The 18,920-nt window shown below is 52.0% G+C and carries 20 protein-coding genes and 2 tRNA genes; 14 read left to right on the top strand and 8 right to left on the bottom strand.

The window, feature by feature from the left end:
- Positions 1-3 precede the first annotated feature (3 nt).
- Positions 4-1,371, bottom strand: coding sequence for a ribosome biogenesis GTPase Der (gene der, locus SYNC_RS02845; protein WP_011618541.1), 1,368 nt, complete (start codon positions 1,369-1,371; stop codon positions 4-6).
- A 133-nt stretch (positions 1,372-1,504) separates the two neighbouring features.
- Here der and SYNC_RS02840 point away from each other — a divergent pair, with 133 nt between their 5' ends.
- The gene (locus SYNC_RS02840) at positions 1,505-1,888 is read left to right on the top strand and encodes a L,D-transpeptidase (protein ID WP_011618540.1); all 384 of its coding nucleotides are present in this window, start codon (positions 1,505-1,507) and stop codon (positions 1,886-1,888) included.
- Between the two features lie 460 nt (positions 1,889-2,348).
- Here the strand turns inward: SYNC_RS02840 and SYNC_RS02830 are convergent, their stop codons facing one another.
- Entirely contained in the window at positions 2,349-2,810 is a 462-nt protein-coding gene (locus SYNC_RS02830; protein ID WP_041426877.1) for a DUF1823 family protein, read from the bottom strand.
- A 122-nt stretch (positions 2,811-2,932) separates the two neighbouring features.
- Between SYNC_RS02830 and dusB the strand changes: the two genes are divergently transcribed.
- Both dusB and SYNC_RS02820 read left to right on the top strand, forming a co-directional pair.
- Positions 2,933-3,928, top strand: a complete 996-nt coding sequence (gene dusB, locus SYNC_RS02825; protein ID WP_011618538.1) for a tRNA dihydrouridine synthase DusB — start codon at positions 2,933-2,935, stop codon at positions 3,926-3,928.
- Entirely contained in the window at positions 3,925-5,940 is a 2,016-nt protein-coding gene (locus tag SYNC_RS02820) for a glycosyltransferase (protein WP_011618537.1), read from the top strand. The genes dusB and SYNC_RS02820 overlap by 4 nt, the downstream gene beginning before the upstream one ends.
- Here the strand turns inward: SYNC_RS02820 and SYNC_RS02815 are convergent.
- The gene (locus tag SYNC_RS02815) at positions 5,926-6,570 is read right to left on the bottom strand and encodes a DUF4079 domain-containing protein (protein ID WP_011618536.1); all 645 of its coding nucleotides are present in this window, start codon (positions 6,568-6,570) and stop codon (positions 5,926-5,928) included. The two genes, SYNC_RS02820 and SYNC_RS02815, sit on opposite strands and share 15 nt — an antisense overlap.
- Positions 6,549-7,295, bottom strand: a complete 747-nt coding sequence (locus SYNC_RS02810; protein ID WP_011618535.1) for a precorrin-2 C(20)-methyltransferase — start codon at positions 7,293-7,295, stop codon at positions 6,549-6,551. Before SYNC_RS02810 ends, SYNC_RS02815 begins: the two co-directional genes overlap by 22 nt.
- Before the next feature lie 105 nt (positions 7,296-7,400).
- Here SYNC_RS02810 and SYNC_RS02805 point away from each other — a divergent pair, with 105 nt between their 5' ends.
- The 3 genes from SYNC_RS02805 (at position 7,401) to SYNC_RS02795 (ending at position 10,126) form a co-directional block, all read left to right on the top strand.
- Entirely contained in the window at positions 7,401-8,009 is a 609-nt protein-coding gene (locus SYNC_RS02805; RefSeq protein WP_011618534.1) for an acireductone dioxygenase, read from the top strand.
- A gap of 757 nt (positions 8,010-8,766) precedes the next feature.
- A complete protein-coding gene (locus SYNC_RS02800) occupies positions 8,767-9,555 on the top strand; it encodes a response regulator transcription factor (RefSeq protein ID WP_011618531.1) in 789 nt (262 codons plus the stop codon).
- Between the two features lie 352 nt (positions 9,556-9,907).
- Positions 9,908-10,126 (top strand): hypothetical protein, encoded by a 219-nt coding sequence (locus SYNC_RS02795; protein WP_011618529.1) that lies wholly within the window; start codon positions 9,908-9,910, stop codon positions 10,124-10,126.
- Positions 10,127-10,335: 209 nt separating this feature from the next.
- Here SYNC_RS02795 and SYNC_RS02790 read toward each other — a convergent pair whose 3' ends face one another.
- Complete coding sequence (locus SYNC_RS02790; RefSeq protein WP_148201812.1) at positions 10,336-10,656, bottom strand: hypothetical protein; 321 nt, start codon at positions 10,654-10,656, stop codon at positions 10,336-10,338.
- 79 nt (positions 10,657-10,735) lie between these two features.
- Between SYNC_RS02790 and SYNC_RS14135 the strand changes: the two genes are divergently transcribed.
- Both SYNC_RS14135 and SYNC_RS02785 read left to right on the top strand, forming a co-directional pair.
- Positions 10,736-10,924 carry a hypothetical protein gene (locus SYNC_RS14135; protein WP_011618527.1) on the top strand — a complete coding sequence of 63 codons (189 nt, stop codon included), beginning with the start codon at positions 10,736-10,738 and terminating at the stop codon, positions 10,922-10,924.
- Positions 10,925-11,154: 230 nt separating this feature from the next.
- Positions 11,155-11,409: a hypothetical protein gene (locus SYNC_RS02785; protein ID WP_041426344.1), complete on the top strand. Its 255-nt coding sequence runs from the start codon at positions 11,155-11,157 to the stop codon at positions 11,407-11,409.
- A 312-nt stretch (positions 11,410-11,721) separates the two neighbouring features.
- On the opposite strand, the gene SYNC_RS02780 is transcribed toward SYNC_RS02785, so the two are convergent.
- Both SYNC_RS02780 and aroQ read right to left on the bottom strand, forming a co-directional pair.
- On the bottom strand, positions 11,722-12,348 hold the full coding sequence (locus tag SYNC_RS02780) for a tRNA-(ms[2]io[6]A)-hydroxylase (RefSeq protein WP_011618524.1): 627 nt from the start codon (positions 12,346-12,348) through the stop codon (positions 11,722-11,724).
- Entirely contained in the window at positions 12,348-12,803 is a 456-nt protein-coding gene (gene aroQ, locus SYNC_RS02775; RefSeq protein WP_041426343.1) for a type II 3-dehydroquinate dehydratase, read from the bottom strand. Before aroQ ends, SYNC_RS02780 begins: the two co-directional genes overlap by 1 nt.
- Before the next feature lie 67 nt (positions 12,804-12,870).
- Between aroQ and SYNC_RS02770 the strand changes: the two genes are divergently transcribed.
- From SYNC_RS02770 to SYNC_RS02740, 6 genes are all read left to right on the top strand, one after another.
- Positions 12,871-12,952: transfer RNA gene (locus SYNC_RS02770), tRNA-Tyr, on the top strand.
- A gap of 10 nt (positions 12,953-12,962) precedes the next feature.
- Positions 12,963-13,034, top strand: a tRNA-Thr gene (locus tag SYNC_RS02765).
- 386 nt (positions 13,035-13,420) lie between these two features.
- Complete coding sequence (locus SYNC_RS02755) at positions 13,421-13,990, top strand: response regulator transcription factor (protein ID WP_011618521.1); 570 nt, start codon at positions 13,421-13,423, stop codon at positions 13,988-13,990.
- The gene (locus tag SYNC_RS02750; RefSeq protein ID WP_011618520.1) at positions 13,987-16,062 is read left to right on the top strand and encodes an ATP-binding protein; all 2,076 of its coding nucleotides are present in this window, start codon (positions 13,987-13,989) and stop codon (positions 16,060-16,062) included. The genes SYNC_RS02755 and SYNC_RS02750 overlap by 4 nt, the downstream gene beginning before the upstream one ends.
- Before the next feature lie 77 nt (positions 16,063-16,139).
- On the top strand, positions 16,140-16,670 hold the full coding sequence (locus SYNC_RS02745) for a hypothetical protein (RefSeq protein WP_041426342.1): 531 nt from the start codon (positions 16,140-16,142) through the stop codon (positions 16,668-16,670).
- Positions 16,671-16,884: 214 nt separating this feature from the next.
- Positions 16,885-17,415 carry a hypothetical protein gene (locus SYNC_RS02740; RefSeq protein ID WP_011618518.1) on the top strand — a complete coding sequence of 177 codons (531 nt, stop codon included), beginning with the start codon at positions 16,885-16,887 and terminating at the stop codon, positions 17,413-17,415.
- A 28-nt stretch (positions 17,416-17,443) separates the two neighbouring features.
- Here the strand turns inward: SYNC_RS02740 and SYNC_RS02735 are convergent, their stop codons facing one another.
- A complete protein-coding gene (locus tag SYNC_RS02735) occupies positions 17,444-18,901 on the bottom strand; it encodes a glycoside hydrolase family 13 protein (RefSeq protein ID WP_011618517.1) in 1,458 nt (485 codons plus the stop codon).
- Positions 18,902-18,920: the final 19 nt, after the last annotated feature.

The following is an 18,920-nucleotide window of genomic DNA, read 5'->3' as shown; positions in this document are numbered from 1 at the left end:
GAATCAGCCTTGGCGATTCTGCTGGCGGACCAGCTCCTTCTCTGCATCCCGCTGTTGCTTGCCTCGCCAGAACAGCTTCACTGGAGTCCCGTCAAAGCCGAGGCCTTCACGGATTTGACGTTCCACGTAGCGGCGATAGGTATCGCCAAACAGCTTGGGCTCATTCACGAACAAGGTGAAACTGGGCGGACGACTCGCCACCTGGGTGCCGTAATACAAGCGGCCCTGCCGGCCTCCACGGGTGGTGGGGGGACTCCGCCAGCTGAGGGCTTCCTTAAGCACTTCGTTCACAACTGATGTGCTCACCCTGCGGCGGTGCTGTTCCACAGCAAGAGCCGCCAAGGCGAAAATGCTGTCGACCCGTTGCCCTGTCAGCGCAGAGGTGAACAACATTGGAGCCCAATCCAGGAAATAGAGCTTGGCGCGCAGCTCCTTTTCCATCGCTGTCATCGTATGGCTGTCTTTTTCCACCGCATCCCACTTATTCACCACAACCACGCAAGCTCGGCCGTCCTCTTCGATCCGTCCCGCCAAGCGTTGATCCTGCTCGGTCACACCATCGAGAGCATCGATCACTAGAACGCAGACATCACTGCGTTCGATCGCTTTAAAACTGCGGTTAATCCCAAAAAATTCTGGGCCGTAATTCACGCTGCGACGCCGGCGTATTCCTGCAGTGTCAATCAATCGCCAGCGACGATTTTCCCGTTCAATGCGCGTATCAATGGTATCGCGGGTGGTGCCACGAATCGGACTCACAATGGCCCGCGTCTCACCACAGATGGAATTCAGCAAGCTGGACTTCCCCACATTGGGACGGCCAATAATCGAAAGCTGAATTGGCTCCTCTTCATCACTCTCCTCATCCTTGGGCGGAAGAAAGGTGAGCACCTGATCGAGCAGCTCAGCGGTGCCAGCACCATGGATCGCCGAAATCGGATGGGGTTCACCAAGACCGAGCCGCCAAAACTCCGCGGCCATGCCTAATCCCTGCTCGGGAGACTCACACTTATTAACCGCTAACAAGGTCTTGCAGTTCTGCGTACGCAGCCATTCCGCGATCGATTCATCCGCAGCCGTGAGTCCCTGCTGACCATCCACAATCACCAACGCCACGCTGGCTTCAGCGAGAGCGAGGCTGGCCTGCTCCCGGATCTCAGGAAGGAACTCACTGTCGTCATCGAACACCAAGCCTCCGGTGTCCACCACCTTGAATTCTCGATCGCCCCAATACCCGTCTTGATAAGTGCGATCTCGCGTCACACCTGGCTGGTCGTGAACGATGGCCTCACGACTTCTACAGAGACGGTTCACCAAGGTGGACTTGCCGACGTTGGGACGCCCGATGATTGCGACGACCGGACGTGCCAAGACGGGAGCCAGGAAAAACTTTCTTGACAGTACAGAGGTGACCCATCACAGAAATGCGAAATCATTCAGAACGAGACGGATGAGACGCATGCGACACAGCTAGGCCTATGACAGCGACGCCAGCGGCACAATCATGCTTGAGCTCATTGCAACGCTCGTGGTCGATCTCTCCGATCAGACCCTCACAGTGCTTAACGAGCAAGCACAAACCGTCCGGGTGATTCCCGTGAGCACGGGCAAAGCCTCATCCCCCACGCCCACGGGGCATGCCTCCGTGCTCACGAAGTACCGCTCGGTGACGATGCGGGGGCGCACCTATGTCTCTCCTGGCGTGCCCTACGCCATGTGCATCACTGCCAATGAGGCCATTTGCATGCACGCTGCTCCTTGGCAAGAAGATGCCGGCCAGGCCTTTGGCGTACCCAGAAGTCACGGTTGCGTTCGCATGCCCACCCAACAAGCTCGCTGGCTGTTCGAAAACACACCCAAAGGCACCAAGGTCATCATCCAGGCCTGAGGGGCAAGCCCATCAATCCAACCGAACAAACTCAGTCATAGCAAGGGCTCCGACAAACAACCCTTTCAGCCCTCCCCCACCTTTGATGGGAACTGAAAGGGACAACCGAATCAGCCTTAATCGGCACGCATTGAAGCGCTTGACCGACGCATGCACTTGACCCAAAACTGCGTGATCACCCAGGCAGAGCAACGGGTCGCACTGGAACCCGAAGCCAAGAACGCTTAACCCACCAACAGGGAGGAGAACCGCCCTTCGCCACCAGAGCCGCATGTATTACAGTTTGTAAAGAGGAGCTTTCGGTGGAACGGAGGTCCCGTGTGGGAGGGATTCAGACGCCCTCCTTTTTTGTGCTCGCTGAACAATGAGTATTTATCACCACGGACAATTGCTATTCGTCTAGGCATCCGCGTAATGCAGCCAATTTGGCCAGGCTCTTGTAAGCCTCGAGACCTAAGTCTCAACGCACGGGAAGATCACCTGGATGGCCGCTCACTGGGTTGAGTGGCGGATCGAGCAGCAATGGCAAGGGGCCCTCCTCCTCCAGCACTTGCTCATGGGATGCCAGCCAAGCCAGCAGCCAATTCACGGCAGTAGCCCGACGCGTTCGCCGTGGGTAAAGCTCCCCGATTCGATAGCCGGCAAACTTCAACTGCTCTTTCAGTAGCTGTTTGTGCTCGCGTGGAATCGAGCGGGTGAGTTGCACGGAGGCGGGGCGAATACTGATCACTTCGGGGGCCTGGGGGAACGCCTCTCGCCAAGCCGAGGGTGTCTCAGCCCCAGCGAGCCAGATCAGTCCCTCTCCATCCGGCTGGTACCCCAAGCGCTCCCAAACCCGCTCTGCCACAAAGCGATCACTAATTCGGTCGTCCAGGATTCGATTCAATAACAAGCGGCTAAGCGGCCAATGCGTCGGGGGCATGCGAGCAAACCGAAGGCCTCCATCTTTCGCCCCATCGGCTTGCATTGACAAGTCCAAAGGTCAGACCAACTCTCAAACCAACTGCCTGACCAGCAGAATGAACAGGTCTTCGGCCTCTGGCCATGCTGCTGAAGATTCAGGGTCGACTCTTAGAGCGACAACTCAGATGCCGCGCACTGCAATCCCCCCTGGCTGGCGTCAGCGATCGGATTTTTAGGCAACTGGTGCGCCGCTGGGCTCCCGATGCATTGCTGTTTACCGAAATGGTGAATGCCACCAGCCTTGAGCTGGGACATGGACGGCTAAAAATGGACGGCCTGCAGGAAGAAACAGGGCCCATCGGGGTGCAGTTGTTTGATCACCATCCCGACGCGATGGCAGATGCAGCCCGTCGTGCGGCCGATGCCGGAGCCTTTCTGATCGACATCAATATGGGCTGTCCTGTACGCAAAATCGCCCGAAAAGGAGGCGGCAGCGGGCTGATTCGCGACCCGGATCTGGCCTGCAGAATTGTCGACACCGTGGTAGCCGCAGTAGGGCTTCCGGTCACGGTGAAAACCCGTCTCGGCTGGTGTGGTGAACACAATGCGGTAAAGGCTCAGGCCGCCGTGAACTGGTGCCGACGCTTGGAGGAGGCAGGAGCGCGAATGCTGACGCTCCACGGGCGCACGCGCGAGCAACGCTTCAGCGGCACTGCGGATTGGAATGCCATTGCTGCTGTCAAAGCAGCCCTCAGCATTCCCGTGATCGCCAATGGGGATGTCAACAGCCCTGAGGAAGCGCTGCGGTGCTTGCGTATCACCGGCGCCGATGGCGTGATGGTGGGTCGCGGAAGCATGGGTGCCCCTTGGCTTGTGGGCCAAATCGATGCCGCACTCAGTGATCGGCCGATTCCAGCCACGCCCAAACCGCTTGCGCGCTTAGCCCTCGCCAAGGAACAACTCCTGGCGCTGATCGAGGCACGCGGAGATCACGGACTCTTGATTGCCCGGAAACACATGAGCTGGACCTGCACTGGCTTCCACGGCGCATCCCAGTTTCGGCAACAGCTGATGCGGGCCCCCACGCCTGCCGCGGCCCTTGATTTGCTCGATCAACAGATGCTGCGAATGGAATGAATGCGTTGTTGCTTCTGTTACTGATCTGGCCGCTCTGGCTGATCCGTCGCCCCGAACAAGACACCCCAATCTGGGGACGCCGCAGCCTGATCCTGCTGATCAGCCTGTTCACCCTCCGCTATTTGATCTGGAGAGTGACCTCCAGCCTCAACTTCGATAGCCGCTTATCGATCACCCTCAGCGTGCTGCTCTTGGTCGCCGAAGCCTGGTTGCTTCTCGTTGGCTTGGTACCGCTCTGGCTCGCTTGGAGGAGGTTCCCCGATCGCCGCTTCGAGATCAATGACCAACAAAAGCGCTGGTCTGAGAGCGGCTGGAAACCACACGTGGACATCTTGGTTCCCACCTACGGCGAGCCCATCAAGGTTCTCGAACGAGCCCTGATTGGCTGCACAAACTTGTCCTATCCCCACACCAAGGTGTGGGTTCTCGACGACAGCGGTCGTCATGAGGTGAAAGCGCTCGCTTCCGAGCTGGGGTGCCGCTACTTGCACCGACCGGAGCGCGTCAATGCCAAGGCCGGCAATCTCAACCATGGTTTGCGCCATTGCCGAGGAGAGCTGGTTGCCGTCTTCGACGCCGACTTCATTCCCCAACGCACATTTCTTGATCGCAGCATTGGATTCCTTCTCGAACCTGAGGTTGCTCTCATTCAGACCCCTCAAACCTTCATCAACGCCGACCCGGTGATGCGCAATCTGGGGATGGAGAACTGGCTTCTATCTGATGAAGAAAGTTTCTACCGCTGGATTCAACCGGTCCGCGATGGCTGGGGGGCTGTGGTGTGTGCAGGCACGTCGTTTGTGGTGAAACGGAAAGCACTCAACCAAATCGGTGGCTTCGTGGAACAAGCCATCTCTGAGGATTTCGTGACAGGCATCAGCCTGACCCGTCAGCACTGGCGACTGCTTTATCTCCAGGAAAAGCTCAGCGCTGGTTTAGCAGCTGAAACCATGGCTGATTTCGTGCACCAGCGCCAACGCTGGGCCTCTGGCACCTTGCAAAGCCTCAGGCTCAGCAGCGGCCCCTTGCGTCGCAAAGGGTTATCGCTTGGGCAACGCATCGCTTACCTCGAGGGCGTGATGCATTGGTTCAACAACGTGCCAAGGCTGGTGCTGATGCTGATGCCACTCAGCTACGGCATTCTTGGCGTCATCCCGATCTTGCTCAACAGCCAAGCCGCATTGACCTTGCTTCTACCGCTTTGGAGTTTGCAAGTGTTGAGCCTCAGCTGGTTAAACCGTGGGTCACGAACGGCTTTTTTGAGCGAACTCACTGGCTGGGTGCTCACCGTTCCGCTCACCATGACCGTGCTGGCCAACCTGATTGGACGCATCGGTGGATTTCGGGTGACCCCCAAACATCAGCGCCGTGATCGCGGTAGCTACAGCGTGGAGCTGCTGCTGCCACTTTTGGCCCTCGTGTTGTTCAATCTGGTGAACCTCTACGGGCTGCTGTCCAACGCCAGCGCTCTGCCAGCAGAGGTGCTTGCCGGTCGGCCGGTCGGCTTGGTGTGGGGAATGATCAATCTGCTCAGTTTGATCGTGGCGATTCGTGCCTGCTGGGATCCTGCCGCGAAGGATCTCTCCCCGTGGCAAAAGCTCAAGATAGAAGCCTGGATCGAAGACGACGGGGGGCACCGTTACCCCTGCTGCATTACGGCCTTAAGCGAAAGCGGAGCCAGGATCACCTACTCCCGTTCGCCCCTGCCATGGGTTGCCAGTTCCAGGCTGCGCTGGTGCCAAGAGCTGCCGGCTTTGCCAGTGATTTTGACGAACACAACCAAGACAGAAGCCCTTCTCCACTGGGGAAACATGCCGCGGCAGGAGCGCTACGCCCTGATTCGCTGGCTGTTTTGCCGGCCGGGATGCTGGGTTGACCGGCAGGCACCTCAGGAAGGCCGTGCCTTGCTTGCCCTAATCCGGCGACTGATAGCACCACCAAAGCGCAGCCCCTTCAACCCGAGCCTGATCCCGCAGCACTCGCCCACACTCCAAACTTCAGCGCATGAATAAGTCACGCGTCCCCGTGATTGCCTGCGTCGCTAGCAACAAAGCAACAACAACATTCATCGACACATGCAGCCTTCGCATCCAGAGCCGACCAGCAATCTGCTTCTGTATCACCACGGCGGCCAACATGAGGGCGATGAGAGCCGAACCACCCCAAAGATGCGACTGCCAAACCGCGGTGGGGAAGGACTGACGCCACTGGAGCAAGGCAGGCTGTGAGGCAATCAGGATCAGAGTGAACCAACAGGCTGCTGCCCACAACATCTTTGCGATGACGCCTTTGGCTCCTAACAACGCTACGTAAGCCGCTGCAGCACCAACTACAGCAAGCAAAAAACCCAACATCTGATCTCCCTGCATCCCTCCAGCCATTGCGTTGTGAAACAACGCCACCAACACCGCCAAGACCATCCCCCCGGTCACCCAACGCCCATGATCGGCGTGTTCCACCGGAACCGTTGGCGCAATTGGATTGAGATCCAGCCGCCGCTCTCGCGCCAAGATCCCCAACCGAATCGTGGCACCCACCACCGGATAGACAAACAAAATCATCAAGACGGGGTGAATTAATCCGAGCCAATTCAAGGAGGTGAGAAACGAAGCGCTTTCTGTCACGGCAATACCCCAGGCCAAGTCTGCCGAATGAGAAGCAATGAAAAATAGGGTCTCGACTCAGCGGGAATCTCGTTGGCACGTGCCAAGACCTGATCAGGCCACCCCACCCGTTGCGCGAAGAGGGAGCCCTCAAGCAGCTGACGCCTCTCCAGACAGGCCCGAACCCATGGCCATCTCTGACCCAACTTGATCAATGCCAACACCATGGAGTTCGACTCAGCTGATTCAAGCAATCGCTCCAGATCTGATTCACGGTCTGGGCAAGGACGAATCAGCACCCCGTCTTGCTGTAAGGCAAGGGGCCAATCCATCGCCATCTCTGCGCTAGCAGCGGCTGCGGCACAAACCGCAGGAATACCTGGAATCAGCTTGAGCGTGAGATCAGGGTGCTGCTTGCGCAGCGCCAGCTGCACATAGCTACTCGAAGCAAACAGAGAAGTATCGCCTTCGCAAAGCAAAACCACCGACAAACCTCGTCGCAGCTCGGAAGCCAGCGAATCAGCGGCATGCCGCCAAGCCTTCAAACGTGGCTCAGCTTCCGCCACCATTGGAAAAACCAGAGGCAATCGCCGCTGACCAGATCGCGTCCAGCGAGAAGCAATGGTCCAAGCCATCCCCTCGGCATCGGCACGTGCGACGGGATATGCCACTACATCAGCGGTTTCAATCGCGCGAACAGCAGCAATGGTGAGAAGCTCTGGATCACCAGGGCCCACTCCGATCAATTGCAGAGCGTGAGGCACAGGATCCACGACCAACAGGTCAACAATGACAGCGTCTGGTGGAGCAAGCCCCACGGCAGAGACCCATCAGGGCTAGAGAAGTGAAGTTCAAACAACGCAGCGCTGATGACGGAGCTGAGGATTTACGCAACGCGGGGCGCGGGTGTTGAGGCAGACCGTGATTCAGCCGTTGCTGCAGCACCAGAGGCACTTCTCAGCACCAGCAACGCTGAACAAATCAGCGCACAACTCAAAACGCGAGGCATCAAGTTTCAGCGTTGGCCAAGCAAGCCCAAGCTTGAGCAAGGGGCCATGCAAGAGCAGATTTTGGAGGCCTATGCATCGCTGATTGCTTCCGTCCAAAAAAACGAGGGTTACCAAACTGTGGATGTGATGCGCGTTGAGCGCGATCAGATCAGCGGCTCAACGTTGCGCCAAACATTTCGGCAAGAGCACCAGCATGCAGAGGATGAAGTGCGCTTTTTTGTGGAAGGGTGCGGGCTCTTTGCACTTCACATCAAGGATGAGGTGCTTCAAGTGATCTGCGAAGCCAATGATTGGATCGCAATTCCAGCTGGAACCCGGCACTGGTTCGACATGGGCGTCGACCCGAACTATTGCGTGATTCGTTTTTTTAAAAACTCAGGAGGATGGGCGGCGTCTTTCACCCATGATCCGATCGCCGATCACTATCCAGGCCTTGATCAAGCAAGAAAACAGACAACCCAGGGCTGATCGATTGAGGATTCGGTCTCATCGGAGACAGTCAGCAGGCACCTCCAAATCAAATGATGTGTAGGCCTTCAAACAAATCTCATGGGCTATCTGATCGTTGCTGGTTGCGTTGCTCTTGCAGCTGCCATGTCCAAGTCATTGACTGACAAAAACTAATCAATCATCAAAATTTTTTCACTTATTGATATTCAGCTTTGAAATCAAGCGTTCAGTTCACAGCCTGCCCCTCCAAATGGAATGGGACAAGGTGACTAGCCGCCACATAAGGCCCATCATTGGTGACGCCATCAACCAACAAGTGAACTTCGAAAGAGTGCTTATTTGACGGCCTCTTGCACTGCGCTTCGAGATGCTGTTTGTAGCTCATGCTCTTGGTTTGGATAGCTTAGGCGCATGCTCAGAGCTGCTCTCTGACCGGAGCAGCTTTTTTATGCAGTGATCTCAGACAGAAGCGTGAAGGACAGACCACTCCACTGAAAGACGCAAACCTCACGGCCCCGACGTATCACACTCGAATTCCTAGAACCACTCGCCTGCCAATGAGAACTGCCGTCTTCCAATACTGAACGAAGGGTTCGCTAAACAAGACATCAATCTCAAAAGAATGAAGCGAGCACCCCTCGGCGATTTGATTCACAACTTCAATAACACTGAGTGCACAGCTTCAAGCCTCCGAAGCACAATTGAAGCCTTGCCGATACAAGATTATTTCAAATCATAGCCATAGAAGTGTTAGCCATAGATAAAAACGAAGCAGATGGTGCATAAATATCAAATCGTCACGATTGGCAAAAGGACAATTCGCAGGTACCATCATTCATCTATTCACAGACAAAAACAGTTGAGGCTTAACCCATCTGAGGGCGCATTAAAGAAGGCAGTTGATGCATGCAAGCAAATGCTGGCAAACAAAAGAGTCTTGGTTTGCTCTAAAAACAGGCTTACGCTCACCGCAGTAAGCCTTGCTGAGCCAATCCTGCAATCGTTGATCGGTGGCACTACAACGGAAGACGAGGCACTGGAGATACAACTTGAGAGCAATCCAGACCTCTTGATTACAAGTGAAGACCTTGAAAGGGGATACGGGATCAGACTGGTAGAAAAAGCGAAAAGACAATCCCCAGACATCAAAGCTCTCATTTTCTTATCACGTGAAACCCCAGAGGTTGTTCAAGAAGCGATGGAGGCTGGAGCAGACGGAGTGATGTTCGTCTCTTCCATGGGCACCGGAGACGGCGACTTCATTAACGCCTTAAGAACGACCAACAATGGAGGCATTTACTATCCAAGGGCTGTACTTGAAGCGGCAACAGCAAATGTCAAACCAGCACCAATTCTTGTAGACCCATTATCAGAAAGGGAGCTAGAGGTTATTCAATGTATTATTTGCGGAATGAAGAATACTGAAATCGCCGATTCACTGCTTGTTTCTGCCGAAACAGTTAAAAGCCATGTCAGCACAGTAATTCATAAGCTTGGAGTAAGAGACAGAACACAAGCAGCAGTCTTTGCCTTAACGCATGGCTTGGTTGAAGCACATATTTAAAGCTGCACTCAAGGTTACCAAGACAATTCCACTCATAAGACCTTGTACGAACCTGAAGCCAAAGCGTTGCTCCTCTTGATTTAATCCGTGGAGGCTGCCGCCAACCTCGACCCCGATCTCGCCGATGAGGCTCTTAGTACCGAGCTCATCACCTACCCACAATTCGCTACTGCCTCTCAGGATTGCAACCCGAACTACGCTTATTAAAGCCAAACCCAATAGCCAACAAATGATGGACGGTTTTTAAATTTGGATTGAATTGATTTGGAATCAGTTAATAGTGCCTGAAACGAATCACCGAAAATACTCATGGATTCCTCATTTGAGCGAGGACCAAGTGAATGATTATTGATTGGAGTCGAAAGGGCTTATTCAAATGAAGTCTCATGGTCTTTACGGACAGCCCATCAGCAAAGATGAAGCCAAAAATCAATTCAAAGAAATTTGCCTGTTAAGACAAGATTTTTTAGCTCAGAACCCCTACGCAAGAAAAGGCGAAGCGATGGATTGGGCCATTGAGTCTTACTTTTCAGGAATCAAGTCTAGATCTGAAAAATCAATAGCCGTCTAATATGTTTCACTTGGCTTGACTCAACAGTATCTCCCAGAGAAACAGCTTGCTCCCTAAATTCATCAATGAGTAAACATGAAATCAGGCAATCTCCTTCACTCCCTTCAACATCTGTGCTGCTAAACCCGCACCGTCTTCAAGACAAAGCAATGGAACCTGGTTGAGTCACGCTGATCAAGAGTCGAAACTGGCTGATCTAAGTTGATTAATCATTCGTAAAGCTTGGCTAAAAGCGGTCTTGTTAGACGCTCTCGAAGCTCAAGAAACGGCCAGAGCACAGAGGTGAGCAACGCAAGAAGCCGATCGAGGGGCAACTCCTGGGAGAGGAGTGGTTGCGCAATCGGGCAAAGCTTGGTGAAAAAACTGACGCTCAGAAGCTGGAGCAAACCAAGAATGTGATCGGCGACTTCGCCATCTTCATGGGCTTGATTGGCCTTGGGATGATGAGAGAGGGCATCTTGTGGAGTTGGGGCGTCCTTGCCTTGAGCGTGATCATCTATCGCTCCCAATAGGCAATAGTCTTCTGGCAACGCCTTGTAGCAGATGAATGCTGAGAGAACTCTGGAGCAACTCAGCGCAAGGCATCGCTAAAGCAATCGAGAAGAACTCATGATCCGTACTATCTGTGCTTTTACAGCTGGCTTCACCGTCGCAGCATGGATTGGATTAGAGGCAAGCCCGAGATTTATCGATCAGAAAGGTGTGATGAGTGAATCCCTCGTACTCGAAGCCCTCGCATACACCAGCTCAGCAGTTGCCGCAGCATCAGCAACCTATCTACTTATCTCAAGAAGATGATTCACAACCGATACGACACCCAACTCCAAGAGTCACCACAGCGAAACAGAGTTTCTATAAAACAGATTTTGCTAATCACAACTTCAACTCAACCTTCGTTGATCAATTCGAATGAGTACATTCGACGAACTGAGACAAAAAGACCTAACAGCGCACATCTAGGATCAGAAGCATCTCAGCAGGCAGAACGCCGCTACGAGTAATGTTTGACACATCAAGCAGTGCTGCAGATGCCTGATTGGTTTTGGAAAGGAGTCGTAACAGGGGTGTGTGGAGGAATCACCCTTAAATTGCTTCAGTGGCTTGCTATGCCTCCGAAAGAAGAGATTAAAAAGTTTTTTGCCAAAAGAGATCCTGGAAAGAATTTTCAAAATTTAAAACTCAAGCATCTTGGCCGGTATGGACACGTGATTCCAACAAGATGGGAGCTGATTAAGGGTAGCTTGATCAAAAAAACACAAAGGAATAAGATGCCAAAAAGATAAGGCAAAAGGTAAATCAATAGCTGATAACTCAGTCACTGCTCCTTTGTGATAGCTCCAAGGGTGACCTCTTCTCCCTTATCTCTGAGCTGTTTCACCCACTATTGCGGTGTGTTGATTCGCTTTCAGCGACAGGACTACCTCTGCTTCTCTTATGGCGAATGCTTTGTCCGATGTTTTCAACGACTGGCGTATTCGACTCCCTCCGTTCTCAACGAAGTAGTCGAACTGCCACGGTCAACCTTCTTTCCGTTGGTAGATGCGAGGGCCACCCAAGACCTTCATGACGTTAAAAAGTGTCCCGTCTGACTTATTTCAGCGAACATCAACTCCTACTGAATGCATTCTCACGTCCTCCGGATTCTCCAACTTTCCAGTCAGGGCAGCCACTTCAACCTGTGCAAGCTCCTCCAAGCGGGGCACGATCACTGAACGATCCCAACGCTGTTCGCACAACACCCAGTAGAGACCAAAATGACGAGCCTCACTTAACAACAAGCTTCCATAAAGGTCCTTTAAATCGTCCTCCGGACTGTGCTCCGCCAACAACGCCATTCGTTCATGGCTGCGGGCTTCGATCAAACCTGCCACCAAAAACGAATCCAGCATCCGCAGCGGCTCCTCTTTGCGAATGTGCTTGGCAAGAAAGCCGCCATATCCAGGGGATGGCAAGGGCTCGAGATAGCGGCCTCGCGCCTGCAACAACGCAAGCACCTGCTCAAAATGCTCAAGCTCCTCGCGCGCCAACGGACTCAACACTTCCCCCAGGCCTGGTTCGCAGAGATAACGAAACATCAGCTGCACCGCAGACCCCGCTGCTTTGCGCTCGCAATGCGCATGATCAATCAAGACCTCCATCGGTCTCAAAATCGCTTGCTGCACCCAAGAAGCACTCGTAGATGCAGCCAACCAACGAATGCTGGCCACAGAGGTTGGAGCCATCAGCCCACCCCTCCGCTCGCAGAGTTCCGCAGGTAGCGGACCAAACCATCCAAGGCCAAGTCGTAACTAACGGGGCCAAAACCACAAATCACGCCAACGGCACGGTCGGCGAGAAATGAACGATGCCGAAATGGTTCACGGGCATGGGTGTTGCTCAAGTGCAGCTCCACGAAGGGGATGGCTGTCCCCAACAGGGCATCACGGATTGCAATCGAGGTATGGGTGTAAGCCCCTGCATTGATGAGGATGCCATCCACCTTCCCCATCGCCTGATGGATCCTTTCCACCAAGGCACCTTCAAAATTGCTCTGGAAACACTCCAGCGTTAGGCCATCAGCGCTGGCCCGCTCGCTGAGTGCCGTCTCGATCTGATCCAGGGTTTGGCGACCATAAAGGCCTGGTTCTCTCTGGCCCAGCAGATTGAGGTTGGGGCCGTTGAGCAGCAACAGGTGCATGGCCCGACTCTTAAACATTGGTTGATCGTATCGACAGCCTTGCTGGTAATGTCTGGGGGTGTGGTTCGGGTCGGTGCCCGAGTGGTTAATGGGGGTGGACTGTAAATCCACTGGCTCTGCCTACGTTGGTTCAAATCCAACCCGGCCCATCCACCACACGCCCTTGTAGCTCAGCGGTAGAGCACTCCCTTGGTAAGGGAGAGGTCTCGAGTTCAAGTCTCGACAAGGGCTTCAATTTGATTCAACGATTGGTTGGCAGACCTATCCAACATCGTTTTGGTTCAGAAGAATGATCGAGTGGCTGGCCAAACAGAACACGATGTCAGTTCCGGTGAAGGCATCTTTCTCAAACGTTGGCTGCAGAAGCAAGTTCAGCTTGGAGTTGCTGTTACATCGCAAAAAGCAAGATGGAGATGGCCTAGTGATAAGACGAAGCAATCACGGCCATTTCAAAATTCAGAGTTGGAACTAGTTGACTAAAACGCATCGACACACGTGCAAGGCAGCCGCCCCGCAAGAAGACGCATCCCAGGATGCCTATGCAAATAACGCATAAGACCTGTCGAAGGCCCTAGAGCAACCAACCAGATTTAAGATCGTCAAGTTGCACGATTTGCATGAACTGCCTCGTGCTGGAAGACCAGCAGATATTCCTTGACCTCCTTGGCTCCATGGTCAAAAGCTTCACCGAGATATCGGCTGTCTTCAAAGCAAATAGCATCGAATCTGCGCGCGAAATCTCGAGTCAACAAACAATTGATCTTGCAATTCTTGATATCTATCTGCCAGATGGGCTCTGTAACGACCTAGCGCAACATTTAGCCCTTCAAAATCCGGACATCAAAATAATCATCCTTTCAGGCGCAGCACAAGAGTTTGTTTGCCCTGAAGGCCTTAAAGAAGCCATTTACGGCATCGTCGACAAAACCGATGCTTTTGATGCTTTGCGACATTGCATCAATGTGATCGTGAAGCCAGCTCATCAAGACTTAACCGAGCGCCAGCAAACGATCTACAATCTTATTGGAGAGGGAAAAACCACAAAGGAGATTGCCAAAAAACTTGGCAGCGCTCATTCAACGATAGAAACACATCGCAAAGCGATTGCCCTGAAACTGAATGTCAGCGGTGCTGAACTCATCAGAAGAGCAGCTTTGACACGCACCATTCAAAGCATCGATCAATGAAAACACAATTTAAGTCATTAGCAGAAAAGCTAACTCGCACGACAGGGCTTCAGCTGATTCTCGTTGCAGGATCTCTCAGCATTTTAGGGTTTAGTGTTGGACGCAACAATGTAATTGAGCAGAAAGAATCCCATCGCGCGCATCTACCAGTCATACGAGTATCAGAACGATTAAGCAGCAAGATCAGTTTTCCAACGATTATTAATCAGCTCAACGAAGAGGCGATCTCTGCCGACCCAGAGTTACTGAAGGATTTCGATAAGCTCAGCCTACGTTTCTGGAGGCAGCTTCGCTCATTCCCAGTTGATTACATCAACTATGGATCAGAAGACGGGTCATTTCTTGGCATCGAAAAAAGCGAGGATGGCAGTCTTTTCCACAACGAAGACAGCGCACGGTTAGGTCGGGGGAAAATGTTTGTTTACAGCATGACGACAACGGGGGAACGTCTTAAGCAGGAAGATGTAATCCCAGAGATGAGCCCAACACACCAAGAAGCTTGGTACGTCGATACCGTGAAAGCTGGAAAACCAACATGGAGCAAGATTTATTCCTGGGAAGACCAGCCAGAAACCTTTTCAATTTCGTACAACGCACCAATCTTTAATCAGGAAGAAAAGCTTATTGGAGTTGTTGGCGTTGACATGATCATCGACAAACTAAGCAACTGGCTTCAAGACGCATGGAAAGATCAGTCAGGCCTGGCATTAATTGTAGAGAAAAATGGAAATGTAGTTGCCAGTTCAAAGCCTAAAATAGTGCTTGTTCGCTCAGGCAAAACAATCCAGAGAGCCAATATTCAAGAACTAGACTCTCCATTAGCAAAATCCCTTTCAAGGAGATACTTTTCGCAACAAGGAGAGAATCTTCTTGTTAATGAAAAAAACTTTAAACAAGAACTTGTTCAAATCTCAAGTTTAGGCTCACAGCACTTTGTTTTGAGAGCTACACCTTGGGGACAAGAGTTCGGCCTCGATTGGTTTTTAGTAACGGGTACATCAGCTGATCAAGAAGTGAGCATGGCAGAGCGGAATTTGATGCTGATGATTTTCATCAGCATTGCAGCCCTCCTTCTAGCCTTAGCTATTAACCGCCGCTTGATTAATGCCCTACTCACACCCCTAGGAGCATTAACATCAGCAAGCCAAAGCACAGAACAACAAATTACAGATACAACAAAACAACCTGAAGTGCTCAGCTTCAAATGTGAGATTCAAAAATCTGGAGCCAAGGAATTTAGCGATCTCCATCAAGCCATTACAGCCATGGTGAAAGCATTCAATAATCTCACCCAAAGCCTAAAGAGTAAAGAAAAACAAATCATCGAACTGTTCAAAGAAAAACAAGATAAAGATGAACAAGAGCTTTCCGTGATGAGCAAAAAATTAAAAACAAGCCTTGAAGCTGGATCCATCGCTCACGAAATCAACCAACCCCTAAGCATCCTAAAGCTGACATCTCAGACCTTGATCAATGCTCTTGACAACAACAGCAAAAGCCCAAATATATCTGAGCTTAAACAACAGCTTTCAACTATCAATTCTCAATCAGAGAGGATTATTTTGATTACAGATAAAGTACGAGCACTTCTCCGCAATGCCCAAACAGAACTCTCTGATCTCGATTTAAAGCAAGTAGTTCAAAGCAGCTTGCGCTATATCCACTCAAATAATCCAGGCAGTCATGGCTGGATCAACAGTAAACAAATCGACTCGATTGCAGATTCAAGCGCAGTCATTACAGGGGATGCAGTGCAATTACAAATTGCTCTCATCAATATTTTTAAAAACTCTATCGAATCTTTACGCGAGCCTCAACATCATGCTCCATTAATACTTGTAAGCTTGAAAGAAAATGAAAACTTCTGGATCATAGAGATTGAAGATAATGGAGGAGGTCTTTTGCCAGAGATGAGTGAAGAGTCTCTGATGAAAAGCAATAAACCCGATGGCACAGGACTTGGCCTGTTCATTGTGCGCATGACGATGGAGAGCCATAACGGTCATTTATCTCTTCTCAACGGTTCACAGGGAGGACTGCTTGCCCAACTCAGTCTTCCCAAAAATAGCTAAGCAGATCCTTCTACCCAGTATTGGGGATTGCAAGAAAGCAACAATTTTGACAAGGTAAGTTATTAAATATTCATCACGTGGTCAGCCTAGATTTGCTTTCCAGTCTTGATGGTCTGTTATGGCTTCAATCGGGTAAAAAAGTAGGAGCCCTTTTTCAGCAACACCAAACAACAGTGAGTCGCAATCAAAAAAAATGTGCTCAAGTTTTTGGAATTAAGCTCTTTAAACATAAGAGAAGGTGGAGCACAATTGGAGATCAAACACTTCTTCAGCATGAGCGAAAAGTGCACCAAGTCGCTCGCCTCCAAGGCAAATCTCGCCTAAGAATTGAAGTGAATGGATGCTTGGATAGTCCTTATTTCAATCCACCACCCTCTGGTTGGGTTGTTGGTACAGGAAACAATCTCAGCGATCCACATGGCATTCAATACTTAAGACAGCATATTGTCGATGTTTGTTTATGCCCTCTCACTGATCTCCCAGCTGAATCTGAAGATCTCACAATCATTCCACTCAACATAAATAGTGAGGTCGGCTTTGTTATGCTCCAGCAACATGCCAATCAAGAACGCATCATAGGCCTCGTCAACACACTCAAACAGATGTAAAGAATAAAGGCCAAAAAACTTGATCCTTTCCTTCTATCACCTCAGATACTGTGATTGAAGCAAGGGTCGCCATCTGTGTGAATTATGGTCCCAAAAGTGCATAACTTTGACACATTACTTCCCATTGCCTAGGCGGACTTCATAATGAAATGACTACAAATTAATTTGGGATCCGGCTTCCTTTGGTGGCTTCTTCATTCCAGACATCAGCATCATGGTCAGCTTGGATTTACTTTCTAGTTTTGATGGAATGATATGGCTTCAGTCCGGAAAGAAAGTAGGTGCACTCTTTGGTCAACACCAAACAACAATAAGTCGAAATCAAAAAAAATGTGCTCAGGCCTTCGACATTAAACTTCAAAAAATAAGCAGCAATTGGCAACCCCAAGGGGATTCTTCTCCCTTGCTTCACTTGGAGCGCATGGTTCATCAAGTGGCGCGTTTTCAAGGGAAATCAAGCTTGAGACTTGACGCCAATCGCTGGCTTGACAGTGACCTTTTCAATCCACCACCCGCTGGCTGGCTTGTATCTTCAGCCAAAAACGTCACCAATCCCCACAGTCTGGAATGCTTGCAAAAACGCATTGTGGACGCTTGCCTATGTCCTCTTACTGATCTTCCAACAGAAAATCAATCCCTAAAAAATATTGAACTCAAGTCCAAGAAGATTGGCGTTATCGTACTTCAAGAACATGCTGATCAAGAACGAATCTTAGGTCTCATCAACATGCTTCAGCAGGCTTAATCAGCAGATCAAGCCAAGAAGGGAAAACTCATCTTAGAGCCTTAAATAACACCGCTGATTGAGGACCAAGTGCATGGCGAGCCACCTGGTAAGTGCCAATCAACGCGTCATTCGTCTTCCAGCCAACTTGCGGAACGTCGTGAGACTCCAGTAGCAAAGCTTTCCTTCGAGAGCGGTTTACAACCACTACCACCCCAGGCGCGCGGCCTATGAGGCCATCACTGGCGCAAGCCTGCCAGAACAACCCACATTCTCTCAAGGCCTCAACCTGTTGGCGAATCTTGGTCAACGCTTTGATCATCGTGCACAAATCATGGGGCCAAGGCTCCTCCCACGGCATCGCCTCGCGACAGTCCGGTTCGGCACCACCCTCCAGACCCGCTTCCGTTCCGTAGTAGAGGCAAGGGGCCCCGGGCTGAAGCATCAACATCAGCAACGCCAAAGACAGCGCAGCCACATCTCCTTTCAGGCTGTGCAAGGCCCGGGGCACATCGTGACTATCCAAAAGATTGAGCTGGCAGCGATTCACCTCCGGCGCATACCATCCCTGCGTCTCAGACCAGATCTCAAGCAATGCCTCCGTCTGGAGGGGGCGCAACGGGTACATCGGATTGTGATAGCGACGACGCAGGCGAGAGCCAGCCACCCAGCAGAGGCTGCTCCAGCCCAAGCGGTAATTCATCACCCCATCGAAATGCTCCCCTTGGAGCCACGGCCGGGCATCGCCCCAAATCTCACCCACGATCCAGGCCTCTGGGTTCACCGCCTTCACCATGCGCCGAAAGTCCATCCAAAACTCCGATGGCACCTCATCGGGCACGTCCAAACGCCAACCGTCGATGCCCCGTTCCAGCCAGTACTTCCCAACAGCTAATAGGTGGTCCTTGACGGGGGCATGGTCGTGGTTGAACTTCGGTAGCGCTGGATCATTCCACCAGCAGCTGTAGCCACAGGCCTGGCCCCTGCCCGGATAGGGCCGCAGCGGCCACTGATGCACATGGAACCACTGGCGATAGGGAGAGCTATCACCGTTTTCCAGCAAATGATGAAACGCCCAAAAGCCTCGCCCGCAATGGTTGAACACCCCATCGAGGATCAGGCGCATGCCTCGTTGATGCACTGCGGCAATCAGGGCATCAAGGGCTTGATTGCCTCCCAGGAGTGGGTCCACCTCGAGATAGTTGTAGGTGTGATAGCGATGGTTGGCCGCCGAACTAAATACCGGCGTGAGATACAAGCAGGTCACTCCCAACCCTTGAAGGTGGTCGAGAGCATCGATCACGCCATACAGATCTCCCCCCTGAAACCCATGCTCTACCGGCTCTGTACCCCAGGGCTGCATCGACAAACCCTGCTGGGCTTCCACCCTGCCGCTCCGGCGAAAACGATCAGGGAATACTTGATACACCACCGCCTCAGCAACCCAAGCGGGGAACCGGCCAATGCGTGGTGTCTCCGCCATTCCTTTGCAGGCCTCTGATCCCATCGCTAGCAAGTAGGAAACG

The sequence above is a fragment of the Synechococcus sp. CC9311 genome, assembly GCF_000014585.1.
GTDB lineage: Bacteria > Cyanobacteriota > Cyanobacteriia > PCC-6307 > Cyanobiaceae > Synechococcus_C.
Note: the sequence above shows the minus strand (reverse complement) of the source record. Positions and strands in the feature narration are given on the sequence as shown.